The organism is Mycobacterium farcinogenes (genome assembly GCF_019739075.1).
In the GTDB taxonomy this organism is placed as follows: domain Bacteria; phylum Actinomycetota; class Actinomycetes; order Mycobacteriales; family Mycobacteriaceae; genus Mycobacterium; species Mycobacterium senegalense.
In genome coordinates, this window is sequence record NZ_CP081673.1 from 3,187,362 (window position 1) to 3,205,891 (window position 18,530).

General features: G+C 67.7%; 17 protein-coding genes and 1 pseudogene. 9 read left to right on the forward strand and 9 right to left on the reverse strand.

From position 1 onward, the window contains the following. Nucleotides 1-53: 53 nt before the first annotated feature. A complete protein-coding gene (locus K6L26_RS15065; protein ID WP_043367726.1) occupies nt 54-695 on the reverse strand; it encodes a VldE C-terminal domain-containing protein in 642 nt (213 codons plus the stop codon). Between the two features lie 92 nt (nt 696-787). Here K6L26_RS15065 and K6L26_RS15070 point away from each other — a divergent pair, with 92 nt between their 5' ends. Then, a complete protein-coding gene (locus K6L26_RS15070) occupies nt 788-2,023 on the forward strand; it encodes a hypothetical protein (protein ID WP_221850633.1) in 1,236 nt (411 codons plus the stop codon). Between the two features lie 4 nt (nt 2,024-2,027). Beyond that, a complete protein-coding gene (locus K6L26_RS15075) occupies nt 2,028-3,329 on the forward strand; it encodes an acyltransferase family protein (protein ID WP_076213845.1) in 1,302 nt (433 codons plus the stop codon). A gap of 143 nt (nt 3,330-3,472) precedes the next feature. Here the strand turns inward: K6L26_RS15075 and aceA are convergent, their stop codons facing one another. Further along, nucleotides 3,473-5,755: an isocitrate lyase ICL2 gene (gene aceA / locus K6L26_RS15080; protein ID WP_085141642.1), complete on the reverse strand. Its 2,283-nt coding sequence runs from the start codon at nt 5,753-5,755 to the stop codon at nt 3,473-3,475. 120 nt (nt 5,756-5,875) lie between these two features. Here aceA and K6L26_RS15085 point away from each other — a divergent pair, with 120 nt between their 5' ends. Continuing rightward, nucleotides 5,876-6,292, forward strand: coding sequence for a DUF4267 domain-containing protein (locus K6L26_RS15085; protein WP_019343417.1), 417 nt, complete (start codon nt 5,876-5,878; stop codon nt 6,290-6,292). Here the strand turns inward: K6L26_RS15085 and K6L26_RS15090 are convergent. Both K6L26_RS15090 and K6L26_RS15095 read right to left on the reverse strand, forming a co-directional pair. Then, complete coding sequence (locus tag K6L26_RS15090; protein ID WP_019343416.1) at nt 6,238-7,497, reverse strand: spinster family MFS transporter; 1,260 nt, start codon at nt 7,495-7,497, stop codon at nt 6,238-6,240. The two genes, K6L26_RS15085 and K6L26_RS15090, sit on opposite strands and share 55 nt — an antisense overlap. Further along, nucleotides 7,490-8,344 carry an SDR family oxidoreductase gene (locus K6L26_RS15095; protein ID WP_043367729.1) on the reverse strand — a complete coding sequence of 285 codons (855 nt, stop codon included), beginning with the start codon at nt 8,342-8,344 and terminating at the stop codon, nt 7,490-7,492. Before K6L26_RS15095 ends, K6L26_RS15090 begins: the two co-directional genes overlap by 8 nt. 61 nt (nt 8,345-8,405) lie before the next feature. Between K6L26_RS15095 and K6L26_RS15100 the strand changes: the two genes are divergently transcribed. The 3 genes from K6L26_RS15100 (at nt 8,406) to K6L26_RS15110 (ending at nt 10,861) form a co-directional block, all read left to right on the forward strand. Next, entirely contained in the window at nt 8,406-9,206 is an 801-nt protein-coding gene (locus tag K6L26_RS15100) for an SDR family NAD(P)-dependent oxidoreductase (RefSeq protein WP_221850635.1), read from the forward strand. Further along, a complete protein-coding gene (locus tag K6L26_RS15105; RefSeq protein WP_221850637.1) occupies nt 9,203-9,703 on the forward strand; it encodes a nuclear transport factor 2 family protein in 501 nt (166 codons plus the stop codon). Before K6L26_RS15100 ends, K6L26_RS15105 begins: the two co-directional genes overlap by 4 nt. Before the next feature lie 123 nt (nt 9,704-9,826). After that, nucleotides 9,827-10,861: a DUF7159 family protein gene (locus K6L26_RS15110; RefSeq protein ID WP_221850639.1), complete on the forward strand. Its 1,035-nt coding sequence runs from the start codon at nt 9,827-9,829 to the stop codon at nt 10,859-10,861. A gap of 10 nt (nt 10,862-10,871) precedes the next feature. Here K6L26_RS15110 and K6L26_RS15115 read toward each other — a convergent pair whose 3' ends face one another. The 5 genes from K6L26_RS15115 to K6L26_RS15135 all read right to left on the reverse strand — a co-directional run bounded on the left by K6L26_RS15115 (nt 10,872) and on the right by K6L26_RS15135 (nt 15,942). Then, on the reverse strand, nt 10,872-11,876 hold the full coding sequence (locus K6L26_RS15115) for a hypothetical protein (RefSeq protein ID WP_019346196.1): 1,005 nt from the start codon (nt 11,874-11,876) through the stop codon (nt 10,872-10,874). Further along, nucleotides 11,873-13,204, reverse strand: a complete 1,332-nt coding sequence (locus tag K6L26_RS15120) for a Dyp-type peroxidase (RefSeq protein WP_076213870.1) — start codon at nt 13,202-13,204, stop codon at nt 11,873-11,875. Before K6L26_RS15120 ends, K6L26_RS15115 begins: the two co-directional genes overlap by 4 nt. A 6-nt stretch (nt 13,205-13,210) precedes the next feature. Next, nucleotides 13,211-13,771 carry a hypothetical protein gene (locus K6L26_RS15125; RefSeq protein ID WP_019346198.1) on the reverse strand — a complete coding sequence of 187 codons (561 nt, stop codon included), beginning with the start codon at nt 13,769-13,771 and terminating at the stop codon, nt 13,211-13,213. A gap of 81 nt (nt 13,772-13,852) precedes the next feature. Continuing rightward, entirely contained in the window at nt 13,853-15,352 is a 1,500-nt protein-coding gene (locus tag K6L26_RS15130) for an AMP-binding protein (RefSeq protein ID WP_221850641.1), read from the reverse strand. After that, entirely contained in the window at nt 15,349-15,942 is a 594-nt protein-coding gene (locus tag K6L26_RS15135; RefSeq protein ID WP_221850643.1) for a TetR/AcrR family transcriptional regulator, read from the reverse strand. Before K6L26_RS15135 ends, K6L26_RS15130 begins: the two co-directional genes overlap by 4 nt. A gap of 90 nt (nt 15,943-16,032) precedes the next feature. Here K6L26_RS15135 and K6L26_RS15140 point away from each other — a divergent pair, with 90 nt between their 5' ends. The 3 genes and pseudogenes from K6L26_RS15140 to K6L26_RS15150 all read left to right on the forward strand — a co-directional run bounded on the left by K6L26_RS15140 (nt 16,033) and on the right by K6L26_RS15150 (nt 18,529). Continuing rightward, a complete protein-coding gene (locus K6L26_RS15140; RefSeq protein ID WP_085141637.1) occupies nt 16,033-16,869 on the forward strand; it encodes a mycofactocin-coupled SDR family oxidoreductase in 837 nt (278 codons plus the stop codon). Beyond that, a pseudogene (locus tag K6L26_RS15145) lies at nt 16,866-18,051 on the forward strand (cytochrome P450). Before K6L26_RS15140 ends, K6L26_RS15145 begins: the two are co-directional and overlap by 4 nt. Nucleotides 18,052-18,070: 19 nt before the next feature. Continuing rightward, a complete protein-coding gene (locus K6L26_RS15150) occupies nt 18,071-18,529 on the forward strand; it encodes an SRPBCC family protein (RefSeq protein ID WP_221850645.1) in 459 nt (152 codons plus the stop codon). The last annotated feature ends 1 nt before the right edge of the window (nt 18,530 follow it).

Consider the following 18,530-nt stretch of genomic DNA (forward strand, 5'->3'; position numbering starts at 1 on the left):
CGGGTGCATACCCGCCTGGCCGGCCGCCAAACGCCTGTACCCGCGCCGCCCGGTTATTTCGACATCGACCCCAGGAAGTACGTTTCGTGACCGCTGGGGTAGCCGCCGCCATCGGTGGCGATGTGCACATGGTCGAAGTGGTTGAGGGTCTCGTTGCCGTAGTCCGCGGTCCAGTGCGGCGCGCCGATGCCTGGATAGAGGCCCTGGCGCCAGATCACGTGGAGCACACCCCAGCGCTTGGCGTTGGCCAGAGCGAACCCGGCGATCTGGTTACCGAGCTCGATGCCTTCCTCGGAGTGATAGTTCGGGATCATCACGTCGATCGCCAGACCGTTCGGGTGCCATTTCAGCGCATCCTGCCGGTACCCGCCGATGGTGGTGATCTCGGGAAACATCACGGCGATGGCGCGGGCCACCCAGATTGTCTTGACCTGGAGGCCGCCCTCGGGCGCCGGGCCCTTCGGCAGGGAGAACTGGAAGTCGCGGGCGACGACGGGAGCGCTCGCCGCGACCAACTCGGCCCGCGCCGGAACCTGCGCCGGTTGTTGCTGACCGGCGGGTGCATTCGCTACGGCGGCGTCGGCGCAGCATTTCGGCTCGGTGTTCTGCACGTACACCATGCCGGCGGCCACCGTGACCGAGGCTGCGAGCGCCAGCAATCGGCCCCTGGCGCCGGCCAACCGTCTTTTCCCCACCGCAGCAATCTACTGCGCACGGAAGCTCGGTGGGACTGGAACCGTATCCGGCAACTGCGTGGCCTGCCCATCGGAGCCCTAAAATTCCCAAGATGCTCACACGGGCGCGAGTGGTCGCCGCGACGCTGGCGACAGTGCTCGCAGTGGTGTCCCTGGTGCACGTCCTCTACATCGGCTTCGGCCCGTTGCCCGTTCGCGCCGAACGTCAACTCGGTTTTCTCGACGCAGCCCTGGCATCCGGACGCGACACTGAGATGCAGGGTCTGTTCCCCGAAGGCGAATACTTCACCAGGGTGCTGACCGGCCTCGCCGAGGCCCAAGTGGCCACCCAGTTGGGAGCAGACCCGCGTTCCGCCGACTACCTCGCCCGGGCTCGCACTCGGCTCGCTGCCATCGAAACTGCGCAATCCTTGGCCGTATTCGGCAGGGGAATGGTCCCGGACCACGGGATCTTCGCGGCGGGTTGGTCACTCGCCCTGGCTGTCGCCATCGCACGCGCTTCGGACTCCGATGCGGACCGGGCGGTGGTGCGGGAACGGGCTGAGACCGTGCATTCGGCACTGGGACAAGCGGACTCACCGTTCCCGGCCAGCTATCCGGGCCAGTTCTGGCCGTGTGATTCGGTTGTGGCGGCAGGCGCGCTGGCTGGAGCGATCTCGTTGCTCGGGCTGCCGTGGCGGACGGATCTAGCGGACTGGCGCCGGCGGGCATTGGCCGCAGCTGATACCGACACCGGCCTGCTGCCGCACCAGGTTGATCGACAGGCCCACGCCCTGACGGGTCCGCGCGGGTCTTCCCAGGCCGTCATCCAGACCTTCTGGCCCGCGGTCAATGATGTGGTCGGTGCGAAAGACGATCAGTGGCACCGGTTTTCCTCCCGCTTCGTCACGAGCAAGGCCGGGTTGGCCGGCATCTTGGAGTACCCGTCCGGCGCCAGTGGCGCCGGGGATGTCGACAGCGGGCCGCTGATCTTCGGAGTGAGTCTGAGTGCCTCGGCGGTCGGTCTGGCGGCGGCCCGGGCCAACGGCGACGGCGACCTGGCCGGTCGGCTCACCCGACAGGTCGAGCTGATCGGCGTGCCGGTGGGATGGCACACCACGCGCTACCTGTTCGGTGTGCTCCCGGTGGCCGATGCGTTCATCGCGTGGGCGCGTACGGTCCCCGCGAGTGATGCGGCGCTGAACACGGGCTCGGGACGCTCGGCCTGGTTCCTGGCGTGGGCCGTGCCCTCGATGCTGCTGCTCGCGGCGAGCCTGGCGTTGTGGCCGCGTGCCCGGAAAACAGGTAGGACTACCCATCCCGAGCCGGCCGATCGCCCGGCAGACTGAACCCATGCCAAGTCCTGAGGTGGTGCCGTCGGCAGATGCCGTGACGCTTACCACCAAACCCGACCGTGACCGCGCGATCGACGTGGCACGTCTCAGTGCGCTGCTGGTCGTGATGTTCGGGCACTGCGCACTGCTGTTGGCGACCATTGGCTCCGGGGGCGTGCAGGTCGGCAATATCCTCGGCGCGCTGCCTGAGCTGGCCCCGATCACCTGGGTACTGCAGGTCATGCCGCTGTTCTTCTTCGCCGGCGGGGCCGCAGGGGCCTACAGCTGGCATGACGGTCGTTCATGGGGTGCGTGGTTGTTCGCCCGCGCTCAGCGGCTGTGCCGCCCGGTGTTCTGGTACCTCGCGGTGTGGGCAGTACTCCTGGCCGTCGTGCACGCGACGATGGGGGCTGAGTCCGCTGCGGCGCTCGGACGTGAGTGCGTGGCGCTGCTGTGGTTCCTCGGCGTCTACCTGGTGGTGCTGGCCTTCGTCCCGGCGCTGATGCGTCTGCGTACCGGACGAGCGATGGCATGGGCGGTTGCCGGGCTGATCGCCGGTGCCGCGGTGATGGACGCCATCCGCTTCGCCGTCGGCACAGCCGAGGCCGGCGCCGCCAACCTGGTCATCGTCTGGCTGATCCCCGTGGTGATCGGTGTGGCCTACGCACGCCGGCTGATCTGTGCCAAGCGTGCGGTCGCGATCGCGGTCATCGCGTTCGCGGCACAGGTAAGCCTCGCTCTGACCGGCATTTACGACGTATCCCTCGTCGTCACCGGCACCGAGCACGTCTCGAACGTCTCACCGCCCACGCTTCTGCTGGCGTTGCACTGCACGTGGATGCCGTGTCTGTTCATCGCCGCCGCGGATCCCGTCCGGCGCTGGGCCGCCCGTCCGCGGGTCTGGTATGTCGTGGCGAGAGGTAACGGGGGAGCCATGACGCTGTACCTGTGGCACATCCCGGTGATCGCGGTCGCCGCGTTCGGCCTGCATGCGGTCGGCCTCGACGCGTTCGATCCGCACGCCCCGGGCTTCTGGGCCCATCTGGCCTTGCGCGCAGGCGTTTTCGCGGTTCTCATGGCGGTGGCTTTCCGGCTGCTGTCTCCGTTGGAACACCGCCCGCTGCCGTGGTGGGACGATGCGGTTCAGGTCAGCGGCCATCGGGCGGTGGTGACCGGCGCGCTGTTGTGCGTTGCCGGCGCCGCGTTGACACTGATGGCCAAGAACGGCCTCGACGGAGTGCTGGGCTGGTCGGCCCTCGTCGGGTTTGTGGGGGCGTGTATCGCCGCCCGGGTCAGCGCGGGGCGGGTTGTCAAGGCTTGATTCCCTTGTGGGGCAGCATCTAGCCAACGACGCCTGGTGCCCACGACCGCGTGGTTTCGACCGCAGGGCTGTTGGCCCTCGTCGGTCACGACCCTGCAGTAGAAACCGGCGCAGTACGGCCGGGCGCGAACACCGCCGAAACCTCAGTCCTCCTTGCGGATCAGCCGGCCGAGCGCCTCGCGGTCCGGTGCCAGCAGCTCGTCGATGCGGGCCTGGTTCACGTCGGCGACGATGATCTCACCGACCTCCTGGTACACATCGCTGAACAGACCGTGCGCCTTCATCTTCTCGGTCTGGTAGACGTTGTCCTCCGTGGGTGTCACGTAGTAGACGATCTCCGGCTTGAACCGGTGGATCAGCCACACGTGGATCAGGTCCATCAGGCGCTTCTTGCGCAGCTTCTCGGCGAAGGTGTTCTGATCGCGCACGGTCAGGATGTTGCGGCCGTGCCGGTCTTTGATGGGGTCGACGACAACATTGGCCAGCGGCTCCTCGCCGTCACCGTAGATACCGAGGTCGAGTACGTCGGATCCGGCGCGGCGCGGCCGAAGCTGCACCCGCAGGGTCTCGCCGATCTTGTAGTAGTCGCCCCACATCGCCAGCCACTCCTCGAGCAGCTTCTTGGGCACCTCGGTCTGCACCAGGTGCTGATGCTGTGTGGAGCCCGCCCCCATCGCCTTGGTGGTGGCGGTGCGGCCCGAGGAAGCGGCCAGTGCGGCGTCGCTGCGCGGGCCGCCGACCAGGGTTTGCGGTGTCCGGTAGGGAGATTCGACCAGCCGCATCTTGCGTTGCAGCCGGGCCAGCGCCAGCATGCCCTCCTGCTGCAGCGACGTCGCGAACTCCTCGCATGCCACACCGTCGACCTGGTGGCCGCCATAGGTGATGAAGTTGAAGACGAACCCCATCTTGCCGAGTTCGGCGGGGAAGGCTCGCATCTCGTCATCGGTCATGCCGGTGGTATCCCAGTTGAACGACGGGGAAAGGTTGTAGGCCAGCATCTGGTCCGGGTACACGGCGTGGATGGCATCGGCGAACTGCTTGGCATCGGCCAGATCCGCGGTCTTGGTCTCCATCCACAGGATGTCGGCGAACGGTGCGGCCGCCAGCGACTTCGCGATCGCATACGGGATCCCGCCGCGCACCTGGTAGTAACCCTCCGGAGTCTTGACCCGCTCACAGTCCCATGCCACATCGGCACCCAACTCATGCGCCTTCTCCTGGGCCGTGTACAGCGATGCGCGAGCGGCGAAGTCGCGCCATTCGGCTGCGCTCATCGCGGCAGGTTCGCCCTCGCGTTCCCGGAAGTCCAGAAGCTCGGCGACTGCCTCCCCGTAGGTGTTCAGGCCGGCGTCGTTCTGCCAGGCCTCGACGAACGCCGACTCGACCTTGTCGAACAAGGCATCCACCGAGTCGCCGGGCCGGTGGCTCTTGGCGGCCTCGTCGATTGTGGCCGTGATGCCCTGCCGCTCCAGCCAGGCCTCGGCGGTGGCGTACTCGCCCTCGGGAAGCGCGTAGAGCAGGTGCCCGTTGAGCTCGGTGACCCCCTGGTTGTAGAACCGGCGCACCATCGCCAGGAAACACGACTTGTACGTCGGCACCGACAGGTTCGTCGCTCCCAGCAGGAACGGCTGGTCCCGCTCATCGGCTCGGCTGTCGATCAGGTTGGCCGCCTCGGCGTCGGTGCGCGCCACGATGATGCCCGGCACCCGCATGATGTCGAGCTGGAACCGCGCGGTGTTGAGCCGCTTGATCTGCTCATCCGAGGGGACCAACACCTTGCCGCCCTGGTGGCCGCACTTCTTGGTGCCGGGCCGCTGATCCTCGATGTGATAGCCCGGGACCCCGGACTCGACGAAACGGCGGATCAGGTTGCGGACGTGCGGATCACCGCCGTGGCCGGTGTCGGCGTCGGCGATGATGAACGGCCGGTAGTCGACCGCCGGTGTCGCGGCTTGCTGTTCGGGGGTCATCCGTAGCCGCAGGTACTGCTGATTGCGGTCGGCGGTCAGCAACGCCCGCACCAGCCCGGCGGCTTCGTCTGGCACCTGGCTCAGCGGGTAGCTGGCCAGGTCGGGCCCGGGATCCTCACTGATCGAACCCTTGGCCGAGGTGGCCCACCCACCGAGGTAGATCCCTCTGATCCCCATCCGTTTCATCACCACGGCCTGGCCCGGCGAGTACGGCCCGAAGGTGGTGATGCTCTGCTTCTGGGCGAACAGATCGCGAAGATACAGAAAGAAATCCGTGGCGGCCTCGCGGGCCACCGGATAGTCCGACGGGATCGTGCCACGTTGTTCGGCGACCTGACGGGCCGAGTACAGCCGGGTGATGCCGGCGAATCGGGGACTGTCGATGTAGGCCTGGGTGGCCTCGACATCGCTGTCGAATGACGAGTTGGTCTGTGCGTTGGCTTCGATAGTGGCCATGTGTGCGCTCCTGAACTCGGGTCTCCCAATCATTGCTGGCAAGTCGTGGCGCCGGAGCCGGTTGGGAGATTTCTCAGGACTTCCGAATGCGGGCGGCGCGCGGGTTCTAGGCTGCACCGCATGTCGATCGACCGGGCCGCGCTGGCCGCCGGCGCCATCCGATTCGCGTCGGGTGTCTCGTTTCTCATCGATCCGAAGCGGGCGGACCGCTGGTGGGGCGGACGGGAAACACCTGACGCCACCGCACAACTGATGTGGCGGTCGATGGGCTACCGCGACGCGCTGATCGGCGGGTTGTTGCTGGCGGCGGGATTGCGCGGCAAGGACACCCGCGGCTGGTTCCTGGCCTCCGGCGGTGCTGACGCCGCTGACCTGCTGGGTGGCTTGGCGGTGCACGACCAGCTGCCGCGTTCACAGCAGGTCATCGGCCTCGGGGGTGCCGTGGTCGGTATCGCGGTAGGGCTGTGGGGTGCGAGGCGCCCCTACACCTCCGCCTCGACGATGTCGTCGCGGAACCAGCGGGTGGCCACCAGGTAGCAGCCCATGGCGGCCAGTTGCAGGGCGGGTACCAGGATCAGCAGGGACCGGCCCAGCGCGTGCGCGCCGAGATCCGGGGTGAGCGTGTCGCTGATCAGGCCGGTGACGAAGGGGCCGACAGCGCCCAGGGTGGCATTGAAGAACAGGAAGATGGCCGACGCCGTGGCCCGCTGCTGCGGAACCACCAGGCGCTGGATGGCCGCGATCGACGGCGCCAGGTACGACGTGCCGATGATGTAGCTGAGCGCCAGGAACCAGACGCACGCCACCCGGCTCTCGACCGTGAAGGCCAACACCGACGCCGGTAGCAGCAGGCCGGTGGTCAACACCACGATCCACATCAGCCACCGTGGGTCGCGCACAGCCAGCCGGTCCGCCAGCCGGCCGACGATCAGCAGTCCGAGGACGCCCGCGATCCCGGTGGCCAGGCCGTACTCCCACCCGACCTCGCTCAGTGTCATGGACCGCGTGCGCATCAGGAAGGCCGGGGTGAACGTGGTCAGTGAGTAGCCCGCCGCCGCGATGAACGCGGTACCGCCGACCAGCGCCAAAAAGCTGCGCTTGCGCATCAGCGCCCACCACTTGACCTGCGTGTCATGTTCCTGGGGCGGTGCTACCGGCAGCGATTGCCGAACCCCGACCAGCACCAGCACCAGCGGGGCGAACACGACGCTGACCGCGCCCATCACCACGAAAGCCGTTCGCCAGCCGAGATTGTCGGCCAGCAGCCCTCCGCCGATCAGGCTGGCAGCACTGGCCAGTGGGATCGCGAAGGTGAGCACCGCCAGCGGTGCCGCCCGACGTTGCGGGGCGAAGTTGCGCGCCACGTATGCGTGGGCAGCAGGAGTGCTGCCCGCCTCGCCGACCGCGACACCCACCCTGGTGAGGGCGAGCTGAAACCCCGACTGCACGGCGCCGCCGAGCATGGTCATGGTGCCCCACAGCGTCAGGCAGGCCGCCACCACCGCGCCATACGTCCCGCGGTCGGCGAGCCTGGCCACCGCGATGCCGAGCACCGCGTACACGATCAGGAAACCGAACCCGTTGATCACCCCGATCGCGGTGTCCGACAGCGCCAGGTCGTGTTTGATGGGCTCGGCCAGCACCGAGGGCAGGAACCGGTCGACATAGTTGAGGGTGCCGACCAGCGCCAGCAACGCCACCGCGGCCCAGGCCCGGCGGGGTCCGTGTACGTCGTCACCCATGGCGCACGCCGCGTGCGAACCGCCACAGATACCGCGGCAGGCGGCGCGCCGGCACGGCTTTGGGCCAATCCCCGGGGCGGAAGAAAGCGTCGGAGCCCCCGTCGACGAACACCACGCTGCCGCAAAGGAAATCGGCCGAATCCGACAGCATGAAACAGATCCAGTCGGCGAGATGACCGGCATCGCCGTACCCGCCGATCGGCACCGGGAAGGACCGTACGGCCCGGCCCTCCCGGGGATCGGCGAGTTGGGCTTGTAGCAACGGGGTCATGATCGCGCCCGGAGCCAGTGCGTTGAGCCGGATCCCGGCGCCCGCCCAGGCCGCGGTGACCGCGTTGACCCGTAGCCAGCGGCTGACAGCGATCTTGGAGGCCGCGTACATGATGGCCGATCCGTTGCGGCCCAGCAGGCGCACCGAGCGCACCGCTTTGTCGGTATCGCGGGCCAACAACGCCCGAACCGTCCGTCGGGGGACGATCGGTACGGTCGTTGTCGAGTTGCTGGAGATCACAACGACTTTGGCGCGGTCCGCATTGGCCAGAGCCGGTCGCCAGGCTTCAAGGAGCTCCACCACACCGAGAAAGTTGACCTCGGCGATCAACCGGTTCCGGTCAGCGCCGGCCCCCGGGCCCAGCCCGGCCGCCAGCACCGCCCCGTCGAGCACTCCGTCACAGGCCGCCAGCACGCCGTCGGCAGCGGCCCGCCGTCCCGCCGGGGTCGACAGATCGGCCACCACATCACCGGACTTGAGGTCGACGCCGATCACGGTGTGCCCGAGGGCCCGCAGCCGCTCGGCGGCCTGCAACCCCATGCCGGATGCGGATCCGGTAACCGCGTATGTGCCGATGATCGCCTCCTTGCGGCCCGATCGTGGGCCGGTTCGGCGGCCAAAGATAGCATCACCGAGCATGACCGACCTTGCCAAATACGGCCCGTGGGCCGTGATCGCCGGCGGCTCCGAGGGGGTCGGCGCAGAATTCGCCCGCATGTTGGCCGAAGACGGGTTCAACCTGGTCCTGCTGGCACGCAAACCCGGGCCGCTGGAAGCCACCGCGCAGCTCTGCCGGAAGCTCGGTGTGCAGGTGCGCACGCTGGCCGTGGATCTGGTGGACGGCGCGCCGACCGCACAGATCTCCGAGGCGACGGCCGACCTGGAGGTCGGCCTACTGATCTACAACGCCGGGGCAAACACCTGCGGCGAACGGTTCCTGGACGCACCGCTGGCCGAATTCCAGAAGGTCGTCGAGCTCAACGTCACCAGGATGATGGAACTCGTGCAGCATTTCGGCCGGCCGATGGCCGCACGAGGCCGCGGCGGCATCCTGCTGGTGGGATCGCTGGCCGGCTACGCCGGATCGATGCGCCACACGGTCTACGGCGGCGTCAAGGCGTACGGTCGGCTGTTCGCCGAAAGCCTGTGGCTGGAATTGCGGGACTACAACGTCGACGTACTGGAGCTCGTGCTCGGGGTGACTCGCACCCCGGCGATGGAGCGAGCCGGGCTGAACTTCGAGGCACCCGGAATGCGGATCAACGATCCGGCAGAAGTCGCCCGCGAGGGGCTGGACCATCTGGGTGCGGGGCCGGTCCACGTGGCCGGTGGCAACGCCGAACGAGCCGAGATGAACAGCGCGCCCGACCGCGCACAGGTGGTGCTCAAGTCCGACGCGGCCATCCGCAACCTGATCAATCAGCGTGCGCCGCAATGACATCCGACACGGCTGTGCTTGAGGCTCGGCTGCGCCGGCTCGAGGACGAACGCGACATCGCCCGCTTGATCGCGTCGTACGGTCCCCACGTCGACGCGGCCGACGCGGACGGTGCCGCCGCGCTGTGGGCGACCGACGGCCGCTACGAGGTCGAGGGCTGGACGATGGCCAGCCGCGCGGACGTCCACGCGATGGTCAGTTCGGCGTCGCACCGTGACCTGGTGGCCTCGGGTTGCAGCCACTTCCTCGGCCCGGCCGTGGTCACGGTGGACGATGACACCGCCGTGGCGGTCTGCGAGTCCCTGGTGCTCGTCCGCCGCGAAACCCCCGACGGGTCCAGTGAATACGTCGTGTGGCGGGCCACGGCCAACCACTTCGAACTGACTCGCGCAGCCGGGTGCTGGCAGATCACCCGGCGGACCAGCCGCCTGCTCAACGGCGACCCGGCAGCGCACCGGCTGTTGACCACAGGCGTGGCAGGCCGGCCCTCGACCTGACCCAGATGAACTCTGGGTGCCCATGCGGTTACCGATTTCTCCCACCGGATGCCGATAGCTGCCGCGCGATTTACGCTCGTCGCGGTCGGGTCTCAGCCACACGACGGGAATCGAGGACGCAGGGTGAAGACGGTGCTGGGGCTGTCGGTGAGTTCGCACGGCATCGCCTGGGCACTTGTCGACGGCCGCGGCGCGGGAGACACCACGCTCGATGACGACGCCTTCGAGGTCGATGCCACTGACCAACTGGCGGTCCGGGCCACCGCTGCTGCCCGCAGCGCTCAGGCCATCGCCGCTTCCAGCGGCCAGGATGTGGCCTCGATCGGAGTGTCCGCTGCCGGCGCCGACGCCGACGAAGCCCTCGGCCAACTCCTCGATCTGCTGGCTGCCGCCGGGTTCGACGACGTACGCATCGTTCCCGACGATTTCGGGACCGGGGCCGCTGTGCGGGGCGCCCGCGCTGCCGCCCTCGCCGTCGCGACCAATGCCGTGGCCAGGACGCCCAGGCCTGCCGCGGTCCGCGCCCCGGCGCCTCGTCGGTACCCCGCGGTGCGGGCCGCGGCCGCGGCTGTCGCGGCGATCGCCACCGGGCTGATGACCGTGGGCTCGCAGCACGTCGACCCCGTACCGGTCCCCGCCGCCGTCGATACCGATGTCAACGCGGCTGCCGAGCCGCAACTGGTCACCGTCGTCTCACCGCGCGAAGAGACCCGATCGGTAGCGCGGCCCGAAGACGGCCCCGTCGCTCAGCGCGCCGACCGCGCGCCGATTGCGCAACCGGCCGAACAGGTGGCCGAACTGCCCGCGGAAACCGCCCAACCCACAGTCTCGGTACAGACCGTCGCGGTGGCGGAAACCCCCGCAGCACAACCCATTCCGGTAGTTCCGGCGGCCGCCCCGGCGCAGGCGCCGGCAGTGCCCGCCGTGCCGATGCAGCAGTCGGCCACCGTCAATGCCGCGCACCTGCCGGCGGTGCAGGCGCACCTGCCTGGCGCCGAGGCCCACGTTGCCGCAGATCCGTCTCCGGGACCCGCTCTCGCTTCGCCTGGAGCCGCGCCGGCGCCCGCTCCCATGCTGGTCCCGGCACCTGCGCCGGCCCCGGCCCCCGCGCCTCCGTCTGATCCCATCAGCGGCTGGCTGCTCGCGGCGATGCCCTAGCGGAAGCCGATCACCGCATGGTCGCCAGGTTGTTCCAGAATTGCCTGAGGCTGTCGGTGCCGCCGAACAGCGTCGTGAAATTCGTGGAGTCGACCAGGACGATGTCGCCGGCCCGATCACCACTGGGCGGCATCCAGATCAGCGCGTTGAACGCGGTATTACCCGCCTCGGTGAACGGATGCGGCCGGGACGGATCGACCAGTTGACGACCCAGTACCCGCAAAGCCTCGCTTTCCGGCGCGGCCAGCTCGTAGTGCGGCAGGTGGGGATGGAAATTGAACGTCGTGACATCGGTGAGCAGTCCGAGGGAATCCAGATCGCGCACCGTCGTCAGCGGGGCGATCTCGGTGGTGCCCGTCACGACTGCCGGCCGCAACCCCCAGGTGTTGTGCACCGGTACGTCCAGTGCCGCCATCAGCGAGCGGGTGTACTGCCCGAAGCGTTGTTGCCGCGGCACCAGCGGATCGCCGTGGTGCAGATACTCGACCTGTCGCCGGGCATAGTCGTCGGTGTCACCCACGTCGTGATGGGGCGCCAATAACAGACAGGTGCCTCCGCGCTGCAGCCAGCGCCGGATGGCCGTGACTTCGGCCAGGTCAGCCTCCTGCTGCGACAGGATGTGGTCGAGGCCGAACACCATCAAGGTGTCGCAGTCATCGAGTACCCGTTCATCGATCGGGAGGCGGTAGCCGGCCTGATCGATCCGCTGGAACACGGCCACCGGGTGTCCGGTGACCTCGCCCGCCAATTCCTGGAAGGCCAGGGTGGAACGGTGAAACAACTCCAGCGTGCCGGCGATGCCCTGCAGAAAGGCGGCCTCGCTGTAGTCGGGTGTTTCGTAGGCCGGCCACAGCGCGTTGCGCACCTCGGTCATCGTGGAGAACCGGTTCTCCAGCGCGGCCGGACTGCGCTGCGCCTCCCACGGATAGCTCCAGGTCCAATAGATCGTGATGCGCCGTCGGCCGTCATGACGGCGGGGCACATGGGTCTGGTTGTACGTACGAGCACCGGTCATGGGGCTGCCTTTCCGTTGCCGGCGGCCAGATAACGTAGCGCTGACATGCCCGGCAGAAAGAAGTAGGCGCCACCGCGCAGGGTGGTGAACGCCGGAATTCCCTTGTGTACCTTGCGTATCGGTCGTTTAGGAACGGTGAAGTCCAGCGTGCCGTCCTGGGTTCCGCAAATCGGGTCGTGCTCGTTGCCCAGTTCGTGGAACGTCTTGTCGTTGATCCAGACATTCTGCGCGAACTCGAACTGGCGAACCAGGTCGGCGCAGATGATGAACGCCGCGATGCCCCGCTCGACACCGTCGTCGGGGGCCCCGTCCGGCAGTGCCGGGCCGTAGGTGGCCCCGCGCCGGATCATCCGGCGCCGGTTCATGTAGTGCGCGGTGTCCCGCGGATTGAGCCGGCGCGCATGTGAACCCAGCGGGCACGCGTAGCCGAAGGGATCCATTTCCTTGTAGTTGAAGTCGTTGTTGCGCATGGGATCTGCGCCGAGCTCGGGATCGTCGCGGTCGGGTGCCAGGACCAGGGGAGCGCCGCTGCGCCACCGGCCCATGAATTTCGCCGCCAGCAGCTCCTCGGCCTCGGGTGAATCCGACCGCTCGCGAACGTAGTCCCGGAACAGCGCGACATGCTCCTCGAGCCGGCGGTAGGCCAGGTAGCTGCCGTTGCGCGAAAGCACTTCCGGCTGGGGCAGGTTGGCGACCGGGCCGTCCTCGTCGGGATAGCCGAGGATGAACTCACCGGGCTCGAGCGGATCACCCGAGCCCGGGGTGGGCTGCTCCCCGGAACCTTTCATGACCGGCTGGGACAGCCGGTCACGGAATCCGAAATGGTCGTGGGCGTAGTTGAACGGCGGCGTGGCGTTCAGGTCGAGATGGGACAGGCTGCGCACCCCGTCGGTTCGGTCCAGCAGCTTGTCGTGCTCCTCGATCGAGCGGCGACACTGCTCGTCGGTGCGGGAGAACAGAATCGCGATGGCGTGCAGATCCTCACCGGCCAGGCCGCCGAGCCAATGCTCAGGCGCCGCGGCGCCGGTGTCGCCCAGAATCGCGGCACGCTGCGCCATGCCCTGCCGGAACGCGTCGGGGAACGTCGCCAACGATTCCTCCGCGACGCCGAGCGCCCGCAACCCGGTCCAGGTGAATGCCAGCGTGACCCAGCGGTCGGACTCGTCCATGGTGGCCGCCGCGTCGGCCGCTGATTGCACCTTGTCCAACAGCGCGGCGAGCCAGGCCCGGCCGCCCTCGGCGGTGTCGAACGTCAGGAACTCGTAACGCCCGGTGAGAGCCGGGGTGCGCGTCAACAGAATGTGTTGAATCTCGTCGAGCTCGAGCACGGCCGGCTACTGCATCTGATCGAGCATGGTGGAGAAGGCGGCCTTGAGCCGCAGTGCCTTCTTGATCTCGTCGGCGGTGACGTACGGGTACTCACCGTATTCCAGGAAGCTCGGCACCTGGTGAGCCCGGACGAACTCGATGAACGCCTGCGGGTTCTCCTTCCAATCCTCGGGAAACCCCTCCAGGTTGGTGAACACCGTGGTGATGCCGGTAGCGCTGAACAGTTGCACCGCGTCTTCGGTGTACTTGTCGAAGTCGGTGTCGAAGATGCCCTGGTACTGGAAGTGCAACCCGGAGCCGACATCGAACAGCTGCCAACGCAAATAGTGCAGCCGCAGAGGTGCGAGGACCTCCGGGCTGGCTGCGACGGCCTCCTCGATCTGTTTGCCGTAGGCGCGGACCGCCTCCTCGCGCCCCTCCTTCACCTTGGCGATGATGGTAAAGCCGTGGCAAGCAGGAGTTCTCGGGTAGGTGGGCCCGTAACGCCCCGGCACAAGTTCGAAATAGCCCTCCGGCGGGATGGCCATCGCAGCGGGTGTGGTCCAGTCACGATCGTCGGCAGTCATGTGGCACTCCAGGTGTCCGCAGGTAACGCCGAACGCTAGCACCGTTGTGGGCCACCCGAACGGGATTGAGTTGACGGCGCGTTAAATTTGCCGGGCGCGGGCGAAGGCGCGCACCCGGTCTTTGGCGACCTTGCCGTTGCCGGTGAGCGGTAGCGCCTCGGTGAACAGCACCACCCGAGGTCGCTTGAACGCCGCGATCTCCTGTCGGACATACTCGATGAGTTCCTCGGCCATCGGCGCGCGCCCCGGTACCGGGACGACCACGGCGCACACCGCTTCACCCCAGTAGTCGTCGGGTACGGCGACCACGGCCACCTGGTCGACGGCGGGGTGGCCCGACAGCACATCCTCCACCTCGCGCGACGACACATTCTCGCCGCCGGTGACGATGATGTCCTTGAGCCGGTCGACGACGTACAGGCGCCCGTCGGCGTCGGTGCGGCCCATGTCGCCGGTATGCAACCAGCCGTTCGCGGTACTGACACCGTCAGGCCAGTAGCCGGGCGTCACCTGCGCGCCGCGCACCACGATCTCGCCCACCCGGCCCGTGGCCAGCAGATTCCCGGACGGGTCGGCGATACCGATCTCGATGCCGGGGTGCGGGTGGCCCGCACTGGTCAGCAGGTCAGGTCGGCCCGCGGCTCCGGCCCGATGGTCGTCCGGGCCGAGAAACGTGATGTTCCCGCCGGTTTCGGTCATCCCGTAGCCCTGATGGAAGTCGACCCCGAGCATCTCGATCGCGCGCCGCAGCAGATCCAGGGGCATCGCGGCCGATCCGTAGGCGATCGCCGTGAGGCTGGGCAGGTCGGTCCCGGTGCGGCTCAGATGACCCAGCAGGGCGTGCAGCATCGTCGGCGCCAGCGAGCACGAAGTCACCCCGTGCGTGCGGACCAGTTCGGCGAAACCATCCGGGCGAAACTGTGCGCACAGTACGACCGTTGCGGCGACCGCGTGCTGGACCAGCATGTTGTATCCGGCGATATGGCACATCGGGAACGGCAGCAGGTAGACGCCGCCGGGCTGCACCGAGCGGCCCTCGACCGAGCCCCAGACGGCGGTGAGAATCGAACGATGGCTGTGCACAACAGCTTTCGGGGTACCGGTGGACCCGCTGGTGAACAACAGCCAGGCCGGATCGTCAGGATTCGTGACCTCGGGGCAGGGCAGGCCGGAAGTGGTCGCCGCCCGCCACCGCTCGGACTCGAACGCGACGGCCCGCTCCACCGCGGCGCCCGTGCCGGCCAGGGCCGACAGGTAGCGTTCGTCGCCGAGGATCAGTGCGGGGGCGACGGTGGACAACTGTGCGGCTTGCTCGTTCGGACTGAGACGCTGATTGATGAGGGTCAGGATGCGTCCGCTGCGCGGCACGCCGTAGTACAGCTGCGCGTAGGCAGCGCTGTTGTCGGCGACGACGGCCACCCGGTCGCCGGGCGCGGTCCGGGCCGCGATCCAACCGGCGACGTCGTGGACCTGGCGATCGAGCTCGGCGAAGGTTGTGGTGGCTCCGTCGTCGGTGATCACGGCCGGCCGCTGCGGCGCCGCCGCGGCCGCGGCCGCGATCAACTCATGTAGCAAGGTCACTCTGGGCCGCCGCGGTGGAGTTCGAACCGATCCAGATAACGCCGCACGAAATCCTGCGCCTGCGCGTGACCGCGACTGATGCCGAGGCCCTGTTCCAAGACCAGGATGCGGGCCAGGCTCGCCACGATCATCGACATCACCACCGGCGGGAATTCGTCGGTGTCGACACCGTGCGCCTGCAAGGCAGCGGCCATCGCCGACTCCTCTAGGTCGCGGAACCGGTCGGCATAGGCCGCGATCTCGCTGCGGATGGCCTTGCGGTGGTTGGCCAGCGCCATGAACTCCATCCACAGCGCAGCGCCCTGCGCACTGTTGAGCGACCACAGCGCGTGCAGGGGAGACTGCTCGGCGAAGGCCTCCCGCTGGGTGCTGAGGTTCGCTTCGGCGCCGGCCCGCAGCACCGCCACGTAGAGGTCGTCCATGCTGGGGAAGTAGTAGTGCACTAGTGCGGGTTTGACCCCGGCCTCCGCGGCCACCCGACGCGATGTCGCGGCGGCATACCCCTCGGCGAGCATCACCTGGGCGGTGGCTCGGATCAGTGCTCTGCGGGTGCTCGAATCGCGTCCGGACGCGGCCTTTTGCGTACTCATCGCACCCTTGACCACGCGTGGCGGCGGCTGCTAGACATTGCCTGAGTGTAGTTATTGGGCGATCGCCCAAAGTCGGCGGAGGGTGGGGCAATGGCAGGACGGGTCGAGGGCAAGGTCGCGTTGATCACCGGCGCGGCGCGCGGTCAGGGACGCAGCCACGCGGTCCGGCTGGCCGCCGAGGGAGCCGACATCATCGGCGTGGACATCTGCGCCTCGTTCGACCGGTCCCCGGCATCGGGTGCGACGACCGAAGACCTCGCCGAGACCGCGAACCTGGTCAAGAACCTCGGGCGGCGCATCGTCACCGCCGAGGTCGACGTGCGTGATTTCAGCGCGCTGGCAGCGGCGGTCGACAGTGGTGTCGAGCAACTCGGCCGGCTGGACATCATCGCGGCCAATGCGGGCATCGGCACCACCGGGGTGAAGCTGGACCGGATGGACGAGGACCTCTGGCAGGAGATGATCGACGTCAACCTCAGCGGGGTGTGGAAGACGGTGAAAGCCGGTGTGCCCCACATGCTCGCGGGAGGGCGCGGCGGTTCGATCATTCTGACCAGTTCGGTGGCGGGTTCGAAGGCCTACCCGTTCACCGGGCACTACGTCGCGGCCAAACACGGTGTGGTCGGGCTGATGCGGAGCTTCGCCGTCGAACTGGGCCAGCACTCGATCCGGGTCAATTCCGTACACCCGACCCACGTCAACAGCCCGATGCTGATGAACGACACCACCTACCGCATGTTCCGGCCGGACCTGGAGAACCCCGGACCCGACGATCTGGCACCGATCTGCCAGACCTTTCACATGCTGCCGATTCCGTGGGTCACGCCCGAGGACATCAGCAATGCGGTCTTGTTCCTGGCGTCGGACGAAGCCCGCTACATCACCGGAGTGACGCTGCCCGTCGACGCCGGCAGCTGCCTCAAATGAGCGTCTATTACGACCCGTACGACACCGGGATCGTCGCCGATCCCTATCCGATCTACGCCCGGCTGCGCGACGAAGCCCCGCTCTATCACAACGAGCGATACGACTTCTGGGCACTGTCCCGGCACGCCGATGTCGAGAAGGCATTGTCGGACTGGGAAACCTTCTCCAACAGCCGCAGTGACATCCTCGAACTGGTCAAGTCCGACTTCGACATGCCGCCGGGCGTGATGATGTTCGAAGACCCGCCCATGCACACCCTGCTGCGCGGGCTGATGTCGCGGGTGTTCACGCCCCGGCGGATGGCCGAGATCGAGGATCAGATCCGGCGGTTCTGCGTGCGGTGCCTCGATCCGCTGGTCGGCTCAGGCGATTTCGACATCATCGCCGAACTGGCGTCGATGATGCCGATGCGGGTGATCGGCATGCTGCTGGGTATACCGGAATCCGAGCAGATCGAGGTCCGTGACGCCAACGACGCGAATTTGCGCACCAAACCCGGCGCGCCGATGAAGGTGGCGCAGGCCGACCGCATCGCCGATGGCCGGATCTACGCCGACTACGTCGAATGGCGGTCCAGGAATCCCTCCGACGACCTGATGACCGCACTGCTCAACGTCGAGTTCACCGACGAGCTCGGGGTCACCCGCAAGCTCGATCGTAAAGAGGTGCTGCACTACACCCAGGTGGTCGCCGGGGCGGGCAACGAGACCACCGGACGGCTCATCGGCTGGCTGGCGAAAGTGCTGGCCGAACATCCCGACCAGCGTCGCGAAGTGGAGCAGGATCGGTCGCTGTTGACCCGGGCAGTCGACGAGACACTTCGTTTCGAACCCACCGGACCGCACGTGGCACGTTGGGTGGCAAGAGATTACGAATATGAGGGCAGCACCGTGCCCGCCGGCAGTGCGATGCTGCTGCTTTTCGGGGCGGCCAACCGCGACCCACGTCGTTACCGCGACCCCGACATCTTCGACATTCATCGGGACAACATCAGCCACCTGACTTTCGGCAAGGGCCTGCACTATTGTCTCGGCGCCAACCTGGCCCGCCTCGAGGGCCGCGTTCGCGCTCGACGAGTTGCTCAACCGGTTCCCGGAATGGGAGATCGACTACGACAGTGCGAAACTCGCGCCTACCTCGACGGTGCGCGGTTGGGAGCAATTGCGCATCGTGGTGAACTGACTGTGGTGAACTGGGCGCCGTGAGCATCTGGATCGGGCGGGCCCGGCGCAGTGTCAGCGGCGAGGTGCCTGCCCCGCCGGAACAGGTGCGGGCGTTCTACGTCGATCTGGACAACATTTCTCGGGTGCACCCCCTCGTGCAGTGGGTTCGCAGTACCGGCCGCGTGGACCTGGGCGACGGGTATCGGCAGGACTATCAGGTACGCGACCGAATCCCCCTGGGGTCGTTGACACTTCCGATCACCTATCGGGCCAGTCTCATCGTTCCCACCACGGGTGCGGTGACCGCGCAGGCCCGGCAGTTCCCACAGGTGCGGCTCGACAGCCGGGTGGATTTCGCGGCCGGCGAAACCGGAACCAGGATCACCGAGGAGTTGACCATCGCCGCTCCGCGGCCGTTGCTGGCGGTCACAGTGGGGCAGGCGGTCACCGCCCACACCACGATGCTGGCCGGGATCGCGAAACTGTTCGCGGCGTGAG